We start from the raw sequence: 17,775 nt of genomic DNA, 5'->3' as shown, positions 1-17,775 counted from the left end.
CGGACCCGTCGCGAGGTCACTGCCGTTTGCGGTCGGAGTCGAGGTCGATGTCCAGCTCGTCGATCTTTTCCTCCCACTCCGCGCGCTTCTCCTGGTGGTCCTCGAGGAACGCCTCCATCAGTTCGGCCGCCTGCTCCTTGCACCCACCACAGAGGCGCTCGCCGCCGACGCACTCGTCGTACACCTCCTTGGCGAACTCGTCGTCGTCGCCGGCCAGCAGGTAGGCGTACAGTTCGTACACCGGGCACTCGTCGGCCTTCCCGCCCTTCTCGCGCTGTTCCTCCGCGGTGGCCCGGCCGCCCGTCGTCGCTGACTTGACCTTGTCGTAGCCGTCTTCGGGGTCGTCGAGCAAGCTGATGTGGGAGGCCGGAATCGAGGAGGACATCTTCCCGCCAGTCAATCCGGTCATGAACCGGTGGTAGATAGACGACGGCGGGAGGAAGCCGTAGCCGCCGTGGTCGAGTTCGACCTCGCGGGCCAGTTCTTCGGCCGCCTCGCGGGAAAGTTCGAAGGAGTCGACGTGTTCGTCGTAGACGCGCTTCTCGCCCTCGACGGCGTCGATGAGCGCCTCGAACGCCTCTTCGGTGGCGTTACGGTCGAGGAACCGGGTCCGCGGCCGGAGCGGTTCCTTCCCGGCGTTTTCGAGTTTCTCCGCGAGCGCGTCGACGGTGGCGGGGTCGCAGCCCGGCGACTCGTACCGGTCTCGGGACTCTCGGAGCGCCTCGGCGGCGTCCTCGCAGCGCAGGGGGTCAGCGTCCTCGCCTGCGTCGGTGGGTTCGTCCGTGAGGTCGGCGTAGAGGTCGTCGAGGATCACGCGCTCCTCGTCCTCCAGCCCGAAGCCGGCGTAGGCGCGCGTGACGCCGAAGAACCGCATCCGCGAGGCCAGATCACGGGCCAGACGCATGTGGGGGTCCTGGTCCGGGCCGACCGGGATGACCGTCGGCTTGGGTTCCTCGAGTTGCGGATAGAGGATGTCGGCCATCTGCGTGACGACGCTCTGCATGTGCGAGATGTCGGTCTCGCCGTCGAAGTCGTAGATGGCGCCCATCTCGGAGAAGTTCGCCTCGGCGCCGAGTTCGAACGCCAGGTCCTGGACCTCGCGGTTGTCGGACTGGCGGTACAGCTCGCCCTCGTCGGGGTCGAAACCGAGCGCGAGCAGGCTCAGCAGGTAGTTCCGCGAGTGCTCGTCGATCTCGTCCCAGCTGAGGCCGCGGGCGCTGTGGGCTTCCAGGTCGGCGATCAGCGCGTAGGCGTCCCCACCCTGCTGCTGGTGCCAGATGATCTCGTCGAAGACCAGCTTGTGGCCGATGTGGGGGTCGCCGGTGGGCATGAACCCGGAGAGTGCGGCGAACTCTTCGCCCTCGCGCATCGCCTTCGCGACCGGGCGGTAGTCGCGGTGGCCGAAGATGACGCCGCGGCGCATCAGGTAGTGGGGGTTCGGGACCTCCTCGAGTATCTCGTCGAACTCCTCGATGCCGAACTCGGCGAACAGCTTCCGGTAGTCCGACACCGTCGAGGAGCCCCACGGGTCCAGCGCGACGTCGTCGGCCCCCGCCGCCTCGGTGCCTCCATCGGTTACGGGTTCGGACCCGGGGTCGTCCCGGTCGGAGTCGTCACGTGTCATCAATTAGGCGATATTCGAACCGACACGCGCAAAAAGCGTTCGTTTTGCCACCCGCTACGGCGTCAGTCGCTCGACGTCGACCCACGACACGTCTTCCTCGTCGACCAGCGCGAACACCATCGTCTTCCGGACGCCGTGGGCGAGTCGGACGTCCAGCGCCAGGTCGCGCGGTTCGAAGACGTGGTCGGCGGGCAGCACCCGGACCAGCAGTTCCGAGTGGCCCAGATCGTCGACGGACTCGACGTCGGCGTAGGTCCGGAAGTCGGCGCCGAACTTGAAGCCGGTCTTGGGGACCATCCCGTCGGCGCGCAGGCGCTCGTACACGCGCAGGCGGCGGTCGAACCGGTCGCCCTCGACGTCGCGGCCGCGCTCGCGGACCGCGTCGGCGCCGCCGTCGACCGAGAGGACGCCCTCACGTGCGAGGTGTGCGGCCTCCACGAGCGATAGCTGGACCGCGCCGTCGCCGTCGTCCTGGTCGTCCAGCCGCTGGCCGTAGAACCCGCGTTCGTACAGTTCGGCGGGCGGATCCCAGCACAGCACGCGGTCGGCGAGCAGGCTGCCCTCCACCGGCGGAATCTCGCTCGCGCTGGTCCCCGACACCTCGGGACGACCGGTCTCCAGGTACGTTATCTCGCTCTCCTCGTCGACGACGGCGAGGACGCAGTCACCGAGCGACTCCGCGGCGACCGACTCGCGCTCGCTGACGACGCAGACGCGGTAGGCCACCTCGTCGTCCCACGGCCCCTTCCCGCGCGGGTACACCTCGAAATCGACCGGGCGGTCGTCGCCGGCCTCGCGGTTCGCGGGTCGTTCCTCCCCGCTCACCTGTTGCCGGCCCCTCCCGTCGGTCGGCGCCGGCCTCGACAGGTAGAATCCCCGGTCCCGCAGGTCCTTGTAGACGAAGAAGGCCACCTCGGAGACGGCGGCGGAGGCCAGGAACTCCCCGACGTCCATCCCGTCGACGTCGTCGAGGTCCCCCCGGTACAGCAGGTGGGCCGCCTCGACGGGGGCGAGTTCGAGGGCGCCGCCGTCGACCGGCCGGCCGTAGCCGCGGGCGTCGTAGAACCGCTCCCGGGCCTGCTTGCCGGCCCGGACCACGTCCCCCGCGAGCGTCGCGTTCATACCTCGACCCTGCCACCGCGGGACCAAAGCCCCTGTGTTTAGGCGTCGGCCGCGGAGGCCGTCTCGCCCTCGCAGGCCGCGTCCAGACAGCGCCGCCCGCTGGCCGTCTCGAACACGGGGAGGCCGCAGTCGCACTCCCCGACGACGACGCCGGCGGGGAGCGAGAAGCCGGTGTCGCAGTCGGGGTAGTGCTCACAGCCGACCAGCAGGCCGCCCGTCCGGAGGACCCGGAGGTCGCCGTCGCAGGCAGGGCAGTCCCACTCCCGGTCGAAGGCCGCCTTGACGCGTTCGTCGAGGGACTCGCAGTCCCGGTCGAGACACACCTCGAAGGCGCGCCCGCGCTCGGCCCGGAGCGTCGGGAGTCCGCACTCGTCACAGCGACTGCCGGTGACGGTGGCGTCCGAGGGGAGCCCGTACCGGGCGTCACAGCCGGAACAGGTGACGCCGCCGCTCGAGCGGACGAGCGTGCCGGTACAGTCGGGACAGTCGCCGACCGGGACGCCCGCGCTGGAGGCGGGATAGCGCGCGCTCCCGTGTTCCTCGTGGGTGACGACCCGGAGCAGTTCGTCGCCGTCACGGGCGGTGACGGCGCCGTCCTCGATGGCGACGCTGTCGGCCCGTGTGAGCCACGCCACGGGCTGGTACCCGTCGACGTCGTGGACCAGGACGGTGTTGTCCGGTTTGACGACTACGAGCACGTCGCCGCGTTGCTCGCGCTCGCGGGGTCCCTCGAAGACGGTCGTACAGTCGCCGGCCATCACGCGGATTCCGTCGTGCATGGCCCGGGCTGGTCCCGTGTTCGTACTTGAAGGTTCGGAGGAGGGTGTTCGAAAACGGCGTGGAGAGGTGGAGCGTGGAGGGCCGGGCCGTGGAGGGACGACCCGGAGGAGGGCGGGGACGTCAGGAGTCGGACCGTGGAGGGGCGGTCCGCGGTGGCCTGGGAGCCACCAGGTTCCGGACTGCCAGTTCGACCGCGTTCAGGCCTGGTCGCGATTGTAGTCGCGGCCGAGGAACAGCGCGGCCGCGTTGAGCGCGAGGGCACCCAGGAGGAAGAAGAGCTCCTGCCCGTCGAGTCCACCGTACATCAGCGCGGGGTAGACGAGCGGGATGAGGACGGCGGCCCAGAAGGCGACCGTCTCGATGGGGCGCAGGGCGATCGTTCGGAGGGTCTGTACGTCGACGGTGGAGGCGGATCGGTCGAAGCCGAATGGGGACGCGATGGACATTGGTGCTCTCTCCTCACTCACTCCTTGGCACGAATACCCCATATAATAGGTCGACCATTGGCGATAATTCGCTTCGTTTCGGGGAACTATACACCCGATACTCACCTTTTACCCACGATCGTTCGAGTTTTTTCACCGCCCCAGAACTGATTAGACTGTTTATAGACGATCCTAACGTTGTATCCCCTATTTGTCGTGGTCAGGAGGTCAGAAGTTGCTCGTGGTGGCGAATTGCCGCGAGGGTGGTGCTCGCGTGGTGCCTGAACCACGGCCGGTGTCGAACCTGTTTCACGTCCGCTCGTGTGCGCGAGTCGGTATGCGAACTCCTCGCAGAGAATCGGCCGCAAATCGGACTGAATTCCCGCTCCAGTTATCGGAAGGAAGAATCCGCCACAAGCGGTTAAATAGCGGTATTGACGACGACGTGTATGAATCTGCAGGTCAAGTTGATCGTTCTGTTGTTGACGATATCGCTGGTACCGCTGTCCGGCGTCGGACTCCTCTCGGCGAACAGCATGGGACAGCTCAACCAGAACGCACAGGCCCAGAGCGGCGACTACCTGCGCGGCGAGATGACGGACCAGCTCAACAACAGCGTCGAGGCGCGACAGGAAGGGATCCAGAACCAGCTCAACCAGCGCGAGGTCGACGTCAGGTCGCTGTCGGAGTCCTCGACGATGGAGAACTACCTCGCCGCCCAGAACGGAGAGATGGCACTGGTCCAGGAGTCGAGTCAGGCCCAGCTGGGACACATATCGCTGCAGATGAACACCGGCATCGACAGTGCCACGCAGATGGTCCTGGAGAAGGAGTACGACGGGCGTTCGTGGAACCAGCTCTCGCCGTCCGAGCAACGACAGGTCGAGCGGGACGTCGAGGCGATGATCGGCGGCACTGCAGGCACGGGCGTTCAGTCCAGCGGGACCATGGCCGACACGTTCCAGCCGGGCTACGTCGGTGAGACGGGGTACGCCTACATCACCGACCTGGAGTCGAACGTCGTCGTCCATCACAGTCTCGACGAGGGCCACAACCTCAAGGAGGACAGCGGCGGGACGCTGGTCGTCTTCGAGGACATCAAGGCGCACGTCCAGTCCGACGAGGCGGTCCGGAACGGCGAGGACTGGGGCATCGCCGAGTACGAGTGGGAGGACACGACCCAGGAGGGGAACCCGGAGATGACGAAGTTCATCGCCTACACCTACTACGAGCCCTTCGACTGGATAATCGCCCCGAGCGTCTACTACCACGAACTCCAGCAGACCGCCGTCGACGACGCCGAGAGCGAGATGGAGAACTCCTTCGAGCGCTACCTCGAGACGCGGACGGTGACGGTCGGCGACAACGAGCGCACCGCCTACGAGGCGATCACGTTCGTCGACGCCGAGGGGTCGGAGATTCTCCACGCGGAGCGGTCCGGCGGCGACGTCACCACGGGGGCCGACGACTCGCGGACCTACGCCGACGAGGACTGGTTCGAGATGGCGAAAAGCGGCGACCGGGGAGAGAGCCACTTCGGCGAGATTCGCACGGAGAACGGCCACGAACAGATGCACGTGGCGACGCCGGTGTACCACAACGGCACCTTCGAGGGCGTCGTGGCCGCCGAGTTCAACTACTCGATCATCACCGAGACCACGAACCGGGTGACGGTCGGCGAGACCGGCTACCTCTACGTCCTGGACGACCAGGGCCGGACGGTCAGCCACCCCGAGCGAGCGACGATCGAACAGCGGACGAACGTCGCCGAGGGCGAGTACGGCGCCGAACTGGGCGAGATAGCCCAGAGCCGGATGCTCGAAGGCGAGTCGGGGATGGCGACGTACACGAAGCAGGTCGAGGGCGAGGAGAACGCGACCCAGTACGTCGGGTTCGCGCCGCTGGACCTGGGGATGAAGCAGTTCACGCTCGTGGCGACCGTCCCCGAATCGGACGTCAACGAACCGATCGCGGCGCTGGGCGCGGCGCTCCAGGGCACGACCGATTCGGCGCGGAACTTCATCCTGGGCCTGTTCGTCGTCTCGGCGCTCGTGGTCGGTGTGACCGGCTACGCCGCGGCGAGGTACATCTCGCGGCCCATCGAGCAGATCCGTGACCGCGCGACGGCGATGTCCCGCGGCCAGTTCGACCAGACCGAGACCATCGACGCGCCCGACGACGAGATCGGCGAGATGGTCGACGCCTTCGAGGCCATGCAGACGAACCTCAATCGACAGGTCGACCAGATCGAGGCCGTGAGCGAGTCCCTGAGCGAGGGGACGCTGGACGACGACGTCGAGACCGACCTGCCCGGGAAGTTCGGGGAGATCATGGAGGGTCTCGAGGCCGGCATGACCCAGCTCGGCGCGAGCTTCGAGGAGATCAGCCGCGCGAGCAAGAACGTCAGCGCGGGCGACCTGGACCAGGAACTCGACACCGACCTGCCTGGCGACTACGGCGAGGTGATGTCCGAACTCGACGGCGGCCTCCAGCAGCTCTCGGACAGCTTCGACCAGCTCCAGCGCGTGAGTACGGACATGCGCGAGGGCAAGCTGGACCAGGACCTCGACGCCGACCTCCCCGGCGCGTACGGCGAGGTCGTGGCGAACATCGACGAGGGCCTGGACGCGGTCGACGAGAGCATCGCTCGCGTGCAGGACATCGCCCGGGAAGTGAACAGCGCGAGCAACGAGGTCGCCGCCAGCGCGACCGAGATCGAGGCCGCGAGCCAGGAGGTCGCCCAGTCCGTCCAGGAGATCTCCAACGGCTCCGACACCCAGTCCGAGAACCTCCAGGAGGTCGCCAGCGAGATGAACGACATGTCCGCGACCATCGAGGAGATCGCCTCCTCCTCCGTCGACGTCGCCAACACCGCCCAGGAGGCGGCCGCCCGCGCCGAACGCGGCAGCGAGCAGGCCGCCGAGGCCTCGGCGGAGATCGAGGAGATCGAGGACGAGGCCGACGACGCGGTCGAGCAGGTCGCGGACCTGCGGGACGAGATGGACGAGATCAGCGACATCGTCGGGATGATCACCGGCATCGCCGAGCAGACGAACATGCTCGCGCTCAACGCCTCCATCGAGGCCGCCCGCGCCGGCGAGGCCGGCGAAGGGTTCGCCGTCGTCGCCGACGAGATCAAGTCCCTGGCCAAGGAGGCCGGCGAGGCGACCGAGGAGGTCGAGACCCTCATCACCGAAATCCAGTCCACGACCGGCGACACCGTCGACGACATCCAGGGGATGCGCGACCGGGTCCAGCGCGGGGCCGCCACTATCGAGGAGTCCATCGACATGTTCGACGAGGTCGCCGAGGCCGTCGACGAGGCCGAGGTCGGCGTCCAGGAGATCAGCGACGCCACCGACGACCAGGCCGCCTCCACCGAGGAGATCGTGGCGATGGTCGACGAGGTCAGCACCGTCAGCGAGGAGACGGCCGCCGAGGCCAGCAACGTCTCGGCCGCCTCCGAGGAACAGACGAGTTCGCTCACCGGCGTCACCGAGAACGTCCAGTCGGTCGCCGGCCTCGCCGACGACCTGGAGGAGCTGGTCGACGAGTTCGAGGTCAGCGGCGACGGCGCGGACGCGACTGGATCAGCGTCGACTGACGTCGACGGGCCCGACCCGACCACAGCGGACGACCCGACGGCGGCGGACGACTAGCGGCAGTCGGTCGTCGGTCGCTCTCTTCTTCGACTCTTGGGTCGCTCTTCTGTCCAACTGCTGCGGCCGCTCGCTGACGAGACACTGACGAAACGCGAGGAACGAGTTCTGCAGTCTGCGCCGCCCTATTCGACGCGGACGGTCCGGTGTTCCTCGACCAGCGGCAGCGGCAGTTCGGGGAAACACACCTCGACGCACAGATCCAGTTCGTCGGCGTCGGCGCCGAAGACGGCGACGGGGACCGTGGCCTCGCCCAGGTACGAGGGCTTGGCCGTCATCTCGTGGCCGTTGATGGTGACGCGGATGCCCGCGCGGGCGCTGCCCGCGACGGACTTCACCGTCACCTCGTGGAGTTCCCGCTCGCCGCTGGCGATCGAATCGGGCAGGTCGCCCCACTCGACGACGACGGCGGGGAGTTCGCGGGCGTTCGTGACGACGCGGTCGGCGACGCCCTCGCCCAGGCCGGCCGAGACGAGGCCGGAGACGCCCGCGTCGACGACGTCGGCGGGCGTCCGGTACCCCTCGGCGGCGAGCGTGCTGGCGCGGCCGGGGCCGACGCCGTTGATGGCGGTGAGGCCGACGGCGCTCTCGCTGATGCCGTTCTCGACGCGGGCCTCGACGCGGCGCGCGAGGTTCGCGGCCTTCGGGCCGGCGAAGCGGTCGAGGAACGCGCGGAACGCGGCGAGCATGCGCAGGGCGTTCTGCTTGATCACCCAGGCGTCGCTCTTGAGTTCGGTCGGGGTGGTGCCGGACATCGAGGAGTGGAGGATGGCCAGCACCTTGCGCGGGCCCGGGCCCAGGTCGTCGGCCCGGGAGCCAAGCACTGCGGCGACGGCGTCCTCCTCGTCGGAGCGGGCGCTGACGCTGTCGAACTCGGCGGCGGCGGCCACCGCCCGGAGGACGTCGTCCTCGGCCAGGTCGACGCCGTCGTCGGCCCGCTCGGCCGTGTCGGCGAAGCCGCGGGCGGTCTCCAGGCGGAGGTAGAACTTCGAGGCCAGGCGGCCGAGGGCGGTGCCCTCCACCGAGAGGTCGTCCATCTCGACGAAGCCGTCGTCGACGAGCGAGCGGAGCGTCTCGCTGACGCGCTCGCGGAGGTCGCTCCCGGCGACGTACTCGTGGGGCGCGCTCTGGGCGCGCTGGTAATAGAAGGTGGTCTCGAGCCAGTCCATCACGTCCTCGACGTCGTGCAGGGTGCCGAGCGCTATCTCGGCGTTGAGGTGGGAGTCCATGTCCTCGGCGAGGCGGGACTCGATGTCCTTCCCGTCCCGGAGGAGGTCGCGGTACTTGTCCGCGTCCGAGCGGTCGCAGACGATCCAGGCGTAGCCCACGTCGTCGTAGCCCGGCCGGCCGGCCCGCCCGAGCATCTGGAGGACGTCGAGGGGACTCATGTCCACCTCGCCCTCCAGGGGGTCGTGGAGCTTCGTGTCGCGGATGACGACGCAGCGGGCGGGGAGGTTGACCCCCCACGCGAGCGTGGAGGTGGAGAAGAGGAGCTGAATTTTGCCCTCTTTGAACCACTGTTCGACGCGGTTCTTGTCCTCCCGCGAGAGCCCTGCGTGGTGGAAGCCCACCCCGTCGAGCACGGATTGTCGCAGCGTGTCGTTGTTCAGGTCGCTGGCGTCGGTATGGAAATCGTACTCGCCGCGCGCGCCCATCGGGACGTCCCGCTCGACGATCTCGTCTCTGGCCTTCTTGGCGGCCTGGACGGTGTCCTGGCGCGAGGAGACGAAGACGAGGGCCTGACCCTCCTCGCGGATGTGCGGTTCGGCGATGTCGAGCGCGCGGTAGAGGCGGCGGTACTTGTCGGCGAAGGCGTTCTCGCCGTGGGAGTAGGTCTTGACGCCGGCGTCGAGGGGCACCGGCCGGTAGTCGTCACCGAACTCGAAGGTGGTCTCGGCGGGCGCGTCGAGCCACGCGGCCACGTCGTCGACGTTGCGCATCGTCGCCGAGAGGGCCACGACGCGCGGGCCGCAGAGACGGCGCATCCGGGAGATGGTCACTTCGAGGACCGACCCTCGTCGGTCCGAATCGAGCAGGTGCACCTCGTCGATGATACAGCAGTCGACGTCGGTGATGAAGCCGTAGCGCCGGGAATCGTGCTTGCGGGTCGCGGAGTCGGCCTTCTCGGGCGTCATCACCAGCACGTCGGCACGTTCGGCGCGTCGGGGGTTGAGGTCGCGTTCGCCGGTGACGACGTAGACGGAGTAGCCAAGATCCTCGAAGCGTTCCCACTCGCTCTCCTTCTCGTTTGTGAGGGCACGCAGCGGGGCGAGAAAGAGGGCGGTGCCGCCCGCTTCCAGCGTCTCACAGATCGCGATCTCGGCCAGTGCGGTCTTGCCGCTGGCGGTCGGCGCGCTCACCACCACGTTCTCCTCGGAGTCGGTGAACGCGGGGAGCGCCTCCGTCTGCATCTCGTTGAAGCGGTCGAAGGGAAATGCGTCGGCGTACTCTGGGAGGACGTCCGCCACCGCGACGGTCGTCTCCGTGTCGGCGCGACCAGCCACGTCAGGGAGGGAGACCCGCGACGTGAAAGGCGTTACTATGGCGCAGTGAAAGTGGACGGCGGGGCAGGGATGGGGCCCTGCGGCCCGGCGTCGTAGTGGCGGTTGTAACTTTGTACGGGCGTACAGCCACCACTATCAGTCCGCCGCGGCGGCCCCCTCGCCGGCGGCGCGTTCGAGCATCCCGCGCCGGGTCGAGTAGGCGAAGTAGCCCGTCAACCACAGCGCCGCGGCGACGTTGGATATCGTCACGGCCCAGAAGACGACGCGGACGTCGGCGGCCAGCAGGTACACCCCGCCGGCGGCGATGGGGACGCGGACCGCCCAGTACTGCACCAGCGTCGACACCATGCTGACCGTCGTGTTGCCGGCGCCGTTGAAGCCGGCCTCGACGGCGTACATCGCCCCCAGCGCCCAGTAGCCGTATGCGAGTATCTGGAGGTACGCGACTGCGAGCGCCAGGTCCGTCCCCGAGAGGTCGGGAACGAAGACGCGCGCTATCTCGACCGGGAAGAGCCACTGGCCGGCCCCGACGACTAGGAGCGCGGCGGCGGCGAAGCCGACGCCGAGCCAGGTGGCCCGGCGCGCGCGGAAGGGCCGCTCGGCGCCGAGGTTCTGGCCGACGACGCTGGTCGCCGCCTGTGCGAGCCCCTGGGCCGGGACGAACGCGACGGTCGCCACGCGGGAGCCGATGTGGTACGCCGCCAGACCGGCGGCCCCGCCCGCGGCGGAGACGACGGCGACGACGACGAGGCGGGCGAGCTGCCGACCGGCGTTCTGGCCGGCGATGGGTGCGCCCACCTCCAGAATCGCACGTGCGGCCGACAGATCCGGGCGGATCGCCGCGCCCGTCAGTCGGAGACCGTTCCGGCCCCGGACCGCCAGCGCGACGGCGAAGACGGCGCCGACGCCGTAACCGATCCCCGTCGCCAGCGCCGCGCCGAACAGTTCCAGGCGCGGGAACGGACCCATCCCGAGGATGAGCAGGGGGTCCAGCACGACGTTGACGGCGATGGCGACGAGGTTCACGTACAGCGCGGCCCTGGTGTCGCCCCACCCGGTGAAGCCGCCCTCGACGGTGTCGCTCACGGCGATGGTGAACAGCGCGAACGCGTAGGCGGTCAGGTAGCTCGCCGCGCCGGCCGCGACGGCCGGGTCGTCCGTCAGCAGACCGACGACGTCGTCGGCCCCGACTAGGACGGCGACGGCGACGGCGGCGGCCAGGACGAGCGCGACGGCGGCTCCGGTAAACGGGACTCTGCGCGCGGCGGCCAGGTCCTCGGCGCCGACGCGCTGGGACGTGACGACCTGCGTCCCGGTGAACACCATCACGAACGGCACCAGCAACAGGCCCACGACGACGGCGGCGAGCCCGACCGCTGCCACGGCCGTCCCGCCCAGGCGACCGACCCAGAACAGGTCGACGACCTCCATCGCCACGAGCGCGAAGTTCTGCACCACGAGTGGGCCGGCCAGCACCAGGAGGACCCGTCGGAGTGACCCGCCGACGATCTCCTCGCGCGAGACGTCGAACATCGGTACTACTTGCGACTCCGACGCGTGTTAAATATTCGTTTCGGACGCGCAGAATAATTGTAGTCCGCCGAGCGGGGGGACGACGTGGCGCTCCTCGCGTTCCTGGGTGACGAGAACGTCGCCCTCACCATCGCGGCGCTCGCGGTGGCATACACGTTCTACCGGCACAACGACACGACCCAGAGCGAGTGGGGCGAGGAGTTGACGGCCGGCCGAGAGCGACGGCAACGTCTTCTCGGAGGACAACGACTCCGGGGTCTGGCCGAGTGAGGTCGGCCCGACGTTTATTGTCACGCGCGTCCGCACACGCCCACGTGACCAACGACTGGGACCCGGAGACGCTGTTCGACGTCCTCGGGAGCGAGGAGGTCCGGCGGATCCTCGCGCTCGCCGACGCCGAGCCCATGTCAGCCAGTGAACTCGCCGACCGACTGGACGCCTCGCAACCGACCGTTTACCGCCGGGTGAACGTCTGTGAGAAGTACGACCTACTCGCGGAGCGATCGCGCGTGGACGGCGACGGGAACCACTACAAGGAGTACGAGACCACTCTCCAGCGGATCTGCTTCGAGGTCGAGGACGGCGGGTTCGACGTGAGCATCTCGCTCCGACACGACCTCGTGGACCGCTTCGGTGACTTCTGGAGCGACCTGGAGCGAGGTGGCCGCGATGGGTAGCCCGCCGGAGTTCTGGGCGTACCTGCTGTCGAACGCCCTCGTGCTCGTCCTCGGCGGCCTCCTCGCTGGCCTGAGCGGGGCGGCCTACCGCCGGTCCGGTCGTCGGTCGCTCGCCGTCGCCAGCGCCGGGTTCGGCCTGGTGACGCTCGGCTCGGTCGTCGAGGCCCTGTACGAACTCGGGATCCGGCAGAGTTTCGCGCTCTCGGAGCGGGAGTTACTCGCCCTCCACGCCGTGGAGGGCGTGGTGATCGCCTGCGGGCTCGCGGTCCTGTTCTACTCGCTGCGGAACTACTGACAGCGGGCCGTCACCCGTCTCGGCGGAGTTTCAGCGACTCAAAATCCGTCCCTCGGGGTGGGCGGACCGTAATCCGTCCGCAGGGCGCGTCCCTCGCCGAAAATACCCGGTCCGGGACGCGAAGGGGGCACGCGAAGGCGGAGTGACGACGGCGCGAATTCACGGCCTGAAGTCCGAGACAGAGTATAACATGCATCGTGGGACTAGTACACGACGTACCATGTCCGTCATCGAATCCGTCAAGTCGGCGATCGGAATGGAATCGGAGACGCCGTCCTACGACTACGTCGAGTGCGGTGCCACGTTCGAGCGGGCCACCGACCCCGACACCCACTGGTTCAGTTGCCCCGAGTGCGGCACCAAGGAGCCCCTCGGCGGCGACGAGGAATGACGGCCTCAGGGTAGCCGATCCGCCCCGCTGGCCGCCCCCGTTAACCGTTCGCACGGCCCTCCCACCGTTTTTCACCCTCGCCAGCGATGGGGCCGGTACCATGACCGATCGAGCGGTACAGGACCCCGAGGCGTTCTACGACGAGTACGGCCACGAGGAGTGGGAGCGACTCGAGCGGTCACTCCACGGTCGCCTGGAGTGGGAGGGGACCGTCGAGTACCTGGAGGGCCACCTGCCGGACGGCGGGCGCGTCCTCGACGCCGGCGGCGGCGCCGGTCGCTACACCGTGTGGCTCGCAGAGCAGGGGTACGACGTGGCGCTCGTCGACGTCAGCGCGAGGACCGGACCGTCGTCAACCTGTCGGCCCACGTGCTAGCAGTCTGTACAGCATCGGTCGGGACCTGATTTCTGTCGAACGGCGACCCGCTACGCCCAGCTGCACTGGTAGTCGGACATCCCCAATTATAAGTTATGATACGTGGGAATGTGTTACATGGTGTTCGTCCCATTACAGGCGATCGAGTTCGCGCACAGTCCGCTCGTGACGTTCATCATCGGACTCGTCGCGGTCGTCTTCTTGCTCGTTGTGCTGGACCTGCCAGCGTTCATCGGTCTGATAATCGCGGCGTTCACGGTCGGCGTCGTTAACGTCGTCTTCGTCCCCGACTTCGCCCCGTCCGAGGCGGCAACGGCCGTCGCCGAAGCCTTCGGCAACGGGATGGCCGGCATCGGGATACCGATCCTGATGGCGGCCGTCATCGGGAAGTCGATGCTCGAGAGCGGGGCCGCCCAGCGCACCGTCAGGGGGTTCCAGAACGTCCTCGGCAAGGGGAACTCCGACGTCTCGCTACTGGGAAGCAGTTCCGTCCTCGCCATCCCGGTGTTCTTCGACAGTGTGTTCTACCTGATGGCGCCGCTGGCGCGTTCGATGCGCGCCCGGGTCGGCCGCGACTACGCGCTGTTCATCGTCGTCGTCGGCGCCGGCGCCGCGACGACTCACGTGTTCGTCCCGCCGACGCCCGGCCCACTCGCCGTCGCCGCGAGGGTAGAGAGCAACCTGGGGATGACCATCCTCGTCGGGATCCTGACGGCCCTTCCCGTGGCCGTCGTCGCCGGCCTCGTCTACGGCCGGTGGATCAACGGCCGGCTGGACATCCCGCTCCGGGACACGATGGCGACGACGACCGAGGAACTCCAGGAAGTCGCCGACCGGCCGACCAGCCGGCTTCCGGGCGTCCTCGAATCGCTCGCGCCGATCCTGGTGGCAGTCCTGCTCATCGGCGCGTTCACCTTCGTCGACACGTTCCAGGAGTCGATTCCAGCGCTGGTGAGCATCCAACCGGTCGTCGCGTTCCTGGGCGACAAGAACGTCGCCCTCACCATCGCGGCGCTCGTGGCGGCGTACACGTTCTACCGGTACAGCGACATGACCCAGAGCGAGTGGACCGAAGAGCTGACCGAGGCGCTCAAGAGCGGTGGCAACATCGCCGCCATCACGGCCGCCGGTGGCGCGTTCGGCGCGATGCTGGCCGCCTCGGGCATCGGCGACTACATCGCGGGCATACTCGCGGAGGTCGGTATCGGCCTGCTGGTGACGGCGTGGCTCATCGCGGCCATCGTCCGGATCGCCCAGGGCTCGGCCACGGCAGCGATGCTGACGGCCGCGGGGATCATGGTGCCGCTGACCGGCCAGTTGACGGTCCACCCCGCCTACCTCGTCATGGCCATCGGCGCCGGTGGCAACATCTTCTCGTGGTACAACGACTCGGGGTTCTGGCTCGTCAAGGAGATCGGCGGCCTCACCCAGGCCGAGACGCTCAAGACCTGGACGGTCCTGACGACGATCATCGCCGTGACCGGGCTGATCACGACGGTGATCTACTCGACGCTGTTCCCGCTGGCCTGACCAACGGGCCGGTGGTCCCGCGGAGACGATATCGGTCCCAGGGTACCAGCTCCGTTCGTTCGGTGATCCGTTCGCTGTCAGTCGATCACCGGACCCACCAAGACCGAAGGGCCGGGGGTCGAACGGTCCCCATGGACCGGCGAACCTTCCTCGGCGCGGTGGGCCTCGCGGGGACCGGCGTCCTCACCGGACCGGCCGTCCTCGCCCAGTCCGGCGGCGACGGCTACGACACGATCCGGGTTCCGCAGGACCAGAAAACAGTCCAGGCCGGCGTCGACGCGGCCGCATCGGGGGACCTGGTACTGGTCGCGCCGGGCACCTACGACGAGAGTGTCTCGGTGACGACGCCCGACATCACACTCCGGGGGCGCGACCGCAACGGGGTGGTCCTCGACGGCGGGTTCCAGCGCCAGAACGGCGTCGAGATCGAGGCCGACGGCGTCGCCGTCGAGAACCTCACCGTCCGGCGCTACCGGCGCAACGCCGTCTACTGGTCCGGCGTCGTCGGCTTCCGCGGGAGCTACCTCACCGCCTACAACGACGGCTACTACGGCATCTACGCCTACGATTCTCGCGACGGCCGCTTCGAGTACAGCTACGCCTCCGGCCACCCCGACGCCGGCTTCTACCTCGGGCGCCACCACCCCTACGCAGCAGTGGTGTCCGACGTCGTCGCCGAGCACAACGGCATGGGCTACTCCGGCACGAGCACCGGCGCCGACCTGACGATCAGGGACTCGCTGTTCCGCCGCAACATGACCGGCATCGCCCCGAACACGCTGGACCGGGCGGACCCGCCCCAGCGCGCCAGCCGCATCGTCGGCAACGTCGTCTACGGCAACGACAACCGCGACGCCCCCAGCGTCGCCCACACCTTCCCCACCTTCGGCACCGGCATCGCCCTCTGGGGCGGCAGCGACAACCTCGTCGAAGACAACCTGGTCGACAACCACGAGAACTACGGCGTCGTCGCCCACCACAACGTCGTCCCGCCCTCGGGCAACGTCGTCCGGAACAACGTCGTCCTCGACTCGGGCCTCGCCGACCTGGCGCTCGGGACGCCCGCCGGCGCGGGGAACGAGTTCTCAGGCAACCAGTTCGCCGATAGCCGACCGCCCGGAATCCAGGAGGACGCGAGCCAGGGTTCCGAGCGCGTGAGCGAGGTCCTGAACGCCCAGAAGCGCGACGTCGACGACGGCGAGTTCCCCGGTGGTAGCTATCGGGAGCAACCTGAGCCCGGCCCCCAGCCCACGATGCGCGATCCCGAAGTCGACCCGATTCCCGCGCGGAAAGGCGCTTCCTGGGGTTCGTAGAGAGAGCGTTTGCTGCGGAGCGAGAGTCGGGAACAATATGTCGAAAGCCCTCGTGCGGTTCCGGTCCCGGGAGCCGCCCTGCGCTCCTCGCTTCGCTGCGGTGCTTGGGGGCTCCGGGTTCCCGGAACCGCACTCGCCCTTTCAGTCCACCAGGATCAGCATTGCTCGCGCCATGAAGGCGCTCGCGATCGACTCCGCCACCCCTCCCCGGTCGCTCGCCGTCCGGCGAGCGACACGCTTCCTGACCGCACCGCCCGGCCGGGAGCGAGTGGCCGAGCAATAGCGAGGCCCTCGCGACCAGGGGAAGGGCAGGGCTGCGGTGCCGTGCTGTCCCTGGAGGAATGAAAGGGCGAGGCGCGCTGGACGAAGCACGGACCCGCAAGCACCGACGGAGCGCAGCGGGTCCGCGCGAGTCCAGCGGGCCGAGGGCTTTCCTTTGTTTGCGGCAACGCCACACCACAGTCCACCCTGTCAACAAACCCATCCAGATCAGAGGACCGCATCCTTTTCCACGACCCAGACCAACCACCAGCCAATGAGCCAGACCCGAAAGCCCGACTGGCTGAAGATGCGGCCGCCGTCGGGTGAGCGGTTCACGGAGATCAAGCAGTCGCTCCGTGACCGGAACCTCCACACGGTCTGCGAGGAGGCCAACTGCCCCAACATGGGCGAGTGCTGGTCGGGACGGGACGGCCCGGGCACGGCGACGTTCATGCTGATGGGCGACCGGTGCTCGCGGGGGTGTAACTTCTGCGACGTCGAGACGGGCGGGATGGAGCCCCTCGACCCCGAAGAACCCGGGAACGTCGCCGACGCCGTCGCCGACATCGGGCTGGACTACGTCGTCCTGACGAGCGTCGACCGGGACGACCTGGCCGACCAGGGGGCGGGCCACTTCGCCGACACCATCCGGGCGATCAAGGAGCGCGACCCGTCCATCCTGGTCGAGTGCCTCGTTCCCGACTTCCAGGGCGAGGAGCGCCTCGTGCAGAAGATTCTCGACGCCGAACCGGACGTCTTCGCGCACAACGTCGAGACGGTCGAGCGACTCCAGTGGCCGGTCCGGGACCGGCGGGCGGGTTACGAGCAGTCGCTGTCGGTCCTCAAACAGGCCGAGCGCGAGTCGGACGTCTTCACCAAGACCAGCCTGATGCTCGGCGTCGGCGAGTACGCCCACGAGGTGTACCAGACGCTGTCGGACCTGCGGGAGGTGGGCGTCGACGTCGTCACCTTCGGCCAGTACCTCCAGCCCTCGCGCTCGCATCTGGACGTCTCGGAGTACGTCCACCCCGACGTCTTCGACACCTGGCAGCGGATCGCCGAGGAGGAGTTCGAGTTCGCCTACTGCGCCTCGGGGCCGATGGTCCGGTCGTCGTACAAGGCCGGCGAGTTATTTGTGGAAGCGGTGATGCGCGACGGCGAAGGCGTCGAGCAGGCGCGCGAGCGGGCGCGGGCCGGTGACTGACAGCCAGCGGAAATCGAGACCGGGCGAAGGTTCCTATATAATCGTTTCCACGCTCTGCACTGGTGAGCCGACCGGCTCCTC

The 17,775-nt window shown here is 68.4% G+C and carries 15 protein-coding genes; 9 read left to right on the top strand and 6 right to left on the bottom strand.

Annotated features, from left to right (window positions below):
• Positions 1–16: 16 nt before the first annotated feature.
• From BM337_RS19560 to BM337_RS19545, 4 genes are all read right to left on the bottom strand, one after another.
• Positions 17–1,624 carry a tryptophan--tRNA ligase gene (locus BM337_RS19560; protein ID WP_089819141.1) on the bottom strand — a complete coding sequence of 536 codons (1,608 nt, stop codon included), beginning with the start codon at positions 1,622–1,624 and terminating at the stop codon, positions 17–19.
• 54 nt (positions 1,625–1,678) lie between these two features.
• On the bottom strand, positions 1,679–2,746 hold the full coding sequence (gene endA / locus BM337_RS19555; protein ID WP_089819139.1) for a tRNA-intron lyase: 1,068 nt from the start codon (positions 2,744–2,746) through the stop codon (positions 1,679–1,681).
• A 38-nt stretch (positions 2,747–2,784) separates the two neighbouring features.
• Complete coding sequence (locus BM337_RS19550) at positions 2,785–3,525, bottom strand: PDDEXK family nuclease (protein WP_089819137.1); 741 nt, start codon at positions 3,523–3,525, stop codon at positions 2,785–2,787.
• 198 nt (positions 3,526–3,723) lie between these two features.
• A complete protein-coding gene (locus BM337_RS19545; protein ID WP_177227748.1) occupies positions 3,724–3,972 on the bottom strand; it encodes a DUF8028 family protein in 249 nt (82 codons plus the stop codon).
• Positions 3,973–4,400: 428 nt separating this feature from the next.
• On the opposite strand from BM337_RS19545, the gene BM337_RS19540 reads away from it, so the two are divergent.
• On the top strand, positions 4,401–7,610 hold the full coding sequence (locus tag BM337_RS19540) for a methyl-accepting chemotaxis protein (protein WP_245778712.1): 3,210 nt from the start codon (positions 4,401–4,403) through the stop codon (positions 7,608–7,610).
• Between the two features lie 125 nt (positions 7,611–7,735).
• Here BM337_RS19540 and BM337_RS19535 read toward each other — a convergent pair whose 3' ends face one another.
• Both BM337_RS19535 and BM337_RS19530 read right to left on the bottom strand, forming a co-directional pair.
• Positions 7,736–10,114 carry a DEAD/DEAH box helicase gene (locus tag BM337_RS19535; RefSeq protein WP_089819133.1) on the bottom strand — a complete coding sequence of 793 codons (2,379 nt, stop codon included), beginning with the start codon at positions 10,112–10,114 and terminating at the stop codon, positions 7,736–7,738.
• A 135-nt stretch (positions 10,115–10,249) separates the two neighbouring features.
• Positions 10,250–11,647 carry an MATE family efflux transporter gene (locus BM337_RS19530; RefSeq protein WP_089819131.1) on the bottom strand — a complete coding sequence of 466 codons (1,398 nt, stop codon included), beginning with the start codon at positions 11,645–11,647 and terminating at the stop codon, positions 10,250–10,252.
• Positions 11,648–11,731: 84 nt separating this feature from the next.
• Here BM337_RS19530 and BM337_RS21350 point away from each other — a divergent pair, with 84 nt between their 5' ends.
• The 8 genes from BM337_RS21350 (at position 11,732) to lipA (ending at position 17,694) form a co-directional block, all read left to right on the top strand.
• Positions 11,732–11,917: a hypothetical protein gene (locus BM337_RS21350; protein ID WP_177227746.1), complete on the top strand. Its 186-nt coding sequence runs from the start codon at positions 11,732–11,734 to the stop codon at positions 11,915–11,917.
• 44 nt (positions 11,918–11,961) lie between these two features.
• Positions 11,962–12,324, top strand: a complete 363-nt coding sequence (locus tag BM337_RS19525) for an ArsR/SmtB family transcription factor (protein WP_177227744.1) — start codon at positions 11,962–11,964, stop codon at positions 12,322–12,324.
• Positions 12,317–12,619, top strand: coding sequence for a DUF7521 family protein (locus BM337_RS19520; protein ID WP_089819127.1), 303 nt, complete (start codon positions 12,317–12,319; stop codon positions 12,617–12,619). The genes BM337_RS19525 and BM337_RS19520 overlap by 8 nt, the downstream gene beginning before the upstream one ends.
• Positions 12,620–12,839: 220 nt before the next feature.
• On the top strand, positions 12,840–13,010 hold the full coding sequence (locus tag BM337_RS21345) for a hypothetical protein (protein ID WP_177227741.1): 171 nt from the start codon (positions 12,840–12,842) through the stop codon (positions 13,008–13,010).
• 100 nt (positions 13,011–13,110) lie between these two features.
• A complete protein-coding gene (locus BM337_RS21340) occupies positions 13,111–13,386 on the top strand; it encodes a class I SAM-dependent methyltransferase (protein WP_089819125.1) in 276 nt (91 codons plus the stop codon).
• 117 nt (positions 13,387–13,503) lie between these two features.
• Complete coding sequence (locus BM337_RS19510) at positions 13,504–14,916, top strand: GntP family permease (protein WP_089819123.1); 1,413 nt, start codon at positions 13,504–13,506, stop codon at positions 14,914–14,916.
• A gap of 131 nt (positions 14,917–15,047) precedes the next feature.
• Complete coding sequence (locus tag BM337_RS19505) at positions 15,048–16,229, top strand: right-handed parallel beta-helix repeat-containing protein (RefSeq protein ID WP_089819121.1); 1,182 nt, start codon at positions 15,048–15,050, stop codon at positions 16,227–16,229.
• A 319-nt stretch (positions 16,230–16,548) separates the two neighbouring features.
• Positions 16,549–17,694 carry a lipoyl synthase gene (gene lipA / locus BM337_RS19495; protein WP_245778711.1) on the top strand — a complete coding sequence of 382 codons (1,146 nt, stop codon included), beginning with the start codon at positions 16,549–16,551 and terminating at the stop codon, positions 17,692–17,694.
• The last annotated feature ends 81 nt before the right edge of the window (positions 17,695–17,775 follow it).

The organism is Halomicrobium zhouii (assembly GCF_900114435.1).
GTDB classification, from domain to species: domain Archaea; phylum Halobacteriota; class Halobacteria; order Halobacteriales; family Haloarculaceae; genus Halomicrobium; species Halomicrobium zhouii.
This window is presented reverse-complemented; position numbering and strand designations above follow the sequence as displayed.

Excerpts from the sequence above, each read along its gene's own strand:
- BM337_RS21340 (WP_089819125.1), top strand. The coding sequence starts at position 13,111 with ATGACCGATCGAGCGGTACAGGACCCCGAGGCGTTCTACGACGAGTAC.
- BM337_RS19530 (WP_089819131.1), bottom strand. The coding sequence starts at position 11,647 with ATGTTCGACGTCTCGCGCGAGGAGATCGTCGGCGGGTCACTCCGACGG.
- BM337_RS19560 (WP_089819141.1), bottom strand. The coding sequence starts at position 1,624 with ATGACACGTGACGACTCCGACCGGGACGACCCCGGGTCCGAACCCGTA.
- BM337_RS21345 (WP_177227741.1), top strand. The coding sequence starts at position 12,840 with ATGTCCGTCATCGAATCCGTCAAGTCGGCGATCGGAATGGAATCGGAG.
- BM337_RS19550 (WP_089819137.1), bottom strand. The coding sequence starts at position 3,525 with ATGCACGACGGAATCCGCGTGATGGCCGGCGACTGTACGACCGTCTTC.
- BM337_RS19545 (WP_177227748.1), bottom strand. The coding sequence starts at position 3,972 with ATGTCCATCGCGTCCCCATTCGGCTTCGACCGATCCGCCTCCACCGTC.
- BM337_RS19540 (WP_245778712.1), top strand. The coding sequence starts at position 4,401 with ATGAATCTGCAGGTCAAGTTGATCGTTCTGTTGTTGACGATATCGCTG.
- endA (WP_089819139.1), bottom strand. The coding sequence starts at position 2,746 with ATGAACGCGACGCTCGCGGGGGACGTGGTCCGGGCCGGCAAGCAGGCC.
- BM337_RS19520 (WP_089819127.1), top strand. The coding sequence starts at position 12,317 with ATGGGTAGCCCGCCGGAGTTCTGGGCGTACCTGCTGTCGAACGCCCTC.
- BM337_RS19510 (WP_089819123.1), top strand. The coding sequence starts at position 13,504 with ATGGTGTTCGTCCCATTACAGGCGATCGAGTTCGCGCACAGTCCGCTC.
- BM337_RS19505 (WP_089819121.1), top strand. The coding sequence starts at position 15,048 with ATGGACCGGCGAACCTTCCTCGGCGCGGTGGGCCTCGCGGGGACCGGC.